The organism is Haloplanus sp., from assembly GCF_028275055.1.
GTDB lineage: Archaea > Halobacteriota > Halobacteria > Halobacteriales > Haloferacaceae > Haloplanus.
The window spans coordinates 1-2,044 of record NZ_JAQCNJ010000042.1; the positions used below are offsets into that span (position 1 = coordinate 1).

Sequence of the window (2,044 nt, forward strand, 5' to 3'; positions counted from 1 at the left end):
GGGAGTGCCGCCGCCGTCGCCGCGGGCGAGGTCGACCTGGCGCTCGGGACCGACACCGGCGGCAGCGTTCGGATGCCCGCGAGTTACTGCGGTATCGTCGGTGTCAAGCCGTCGTTCGGGCTCGTGCCCACCTACGGCGTCGCGGAGCTGTCGTACTCGATGGACCACGTCGGAACGCTCGCTCGTGACGTCGAAACCGCTGCGCGCGGCCTCGACGCCGTCGCGGACACCGGGCCCGACGGGGACCGATCCTCGTTCACCGACGACCTCGGCACCGATCCCGAGACGCTGCGTATCGGCATCGAACCCCGGTTCTTCGAGCGATACGTCTCCGACGATGTCGAACGCAGCGTCCGCGACGCCGTTGACGAACTCCGTGACGCCGGCGCCGAGGTCAGCCCCGTTGAGATTCCCACGCTCGACTACTCCCGGACGGCGTGGTGGGGGATCGCCCCGATCGAGTTCGCGACGATGTTCGCGACGAACGGTGCAGGCATCTGGCGCGGGGAGTCGGTCGAACCGAGCCTCGCCGCCGCGATCGCGAGGCTCCGTGGGTCGTCGAGCCGCGATCTCGGAACGAACGTCAAGGAGATGCTCCTGTTGGGGACGCATCTGCTGCAGACGCACGACGGGTACCACTACGTTCGGGGACAGAACCTCCGGGGGCGGCTCGACCGGGAGTTCGATGCCGCGCTCGCCGATGTCGACGTTCTCGCTACACCCACGACACCGATGACGGCACTCGAGATCGACGGGTTCGAGCGGGGGACGACGCCGCCGGTCAACTGGGACACTCATCCAACCAATCTGACCGGCCACCCCAGCGTGAGTGTCCCTTGCGGCGAGTCCGACGGCCTGCCGATCGGCTTGCAGGTCGTCGGCAGACACTCCGCGGATGCGACGGTACTGGACGCCGCGGCGACGTTCGAGCGAATCGCGTCGGTCGCGTGAGTGCGTGCCGTCCGCGGTACGAGGCCGATCATTACACCAACCCGCACGAGGACCCGCCACGGCCGACCCATCCCGCCAGATTCTTTATCGGTAACGTGGTGGTACCGACCGGGCCGCCCTCCGTTCGGCTCGGTGCATCAATGAACACCGAACAGTTCGAATCCGCCTCTGTCCCCGACAACGAGACGTTTCGGCTCGAAAACAGCTACGCGCTCGACGCGACCGTCGACGGCACACTGATGGCGAAAGCCGGCTCGATGGTCGCCTACACCGGCGACCTGTCGTTCACCGGGCAAGCGAGCGCCGAAGGCGGCATCACGGGGTTCCTCAAGGAGGCCGCGACGAACGAAGGCACGCCCGTGATGGCCGTCGAGGGGTCCGGGACCGTCTACCTCGCCGACCACGGCAAGAAGGTCCAGGTGCTCACACTCAATGACGGCGACGCCATCACAGTCAACGGCGAGGACGTTCTGGCGTTCGAGTCGGAAGTCGACTACGAGATCAGTACGATCGACAGCCTCGCCGGTTCCTTCGCCGGGGGGTTCACGAACGTCTACCTCCAGGGTCCCGGCTCCGTCGCGATCACGACCCACGGCGACCCGATCGTGGTGGAACCGCCGGTTTCGACGGACCCCGCCGCGACCGTGGCGTGGAGCGGCACGGCCCCGAACGTCGAGGTGAACCGCAGCCTTTCGGATATGGTCGGCCAGGAGTCGGGCGAGCGGTACCAGATGGAGTTCGGCGGCTCCGACGGATTCGTCGTCGTCCAGCCCTACGAGGAGCTGTAGTCGGCGTTCGGGATCGACACGCCGCGGACCCCGTAACCGTTCATTTATCAGGACGCCTGCCGTAATCAAGGTATGAGTGAAGAATCAGGGCGTCGGAACCTCCGAATGCCCGACGACAAGGAGCTGTTCGCCGTCGTAACCGAGCACAACGGCGGCAACCACGTCCGCGTCCGGTGTGCGGACGGCAAAAACCGGATGGGCCGGATCCCCGGTCGGATGAAGTACCGGACCTGGATCAACGAGGGCGACGTCGTCCTCGTGGAACCGTGGGACTGGCAGGACGAGAAGGCCAACATCGAGTGGCG

Annotated in this window: 3 protein-coding genes; all 3 read left to right on the forward strand. The window is 66.6% G+C overall.

All coding sequences use genetic code 11. The features are described from left to right. Positions 1-951, forward strand: a 951-nt coding sequence (locus tag Q0925_RS05670) for an amidase (RefSeq protein WP_299332667.1), incomplete at its 5' end; no start/stop codon positions are given. 140 nt (positions 952-1,091) lie between these two features. Next, complete coding sequence (locus Q0925_RS05675; RefSeq protein WP_299332670.1) at positions 1,092-1,739, forward strand: AIM24 family protein; 648 nt, start codon at positions 1,092-1,094, stop codon at positions 1,737-1,739. 72 nt (positions 1,740-1,811) lie between these two features. Continuing rightward, positions 1,812-2,044, forward strand: a 233-nt coding sequence (locus Q0925_RS05680) for a translation initiation factor eIF-1A (protein ID WP_299332672.1), incomplete at its 3' end; no start/stop codon positions are given.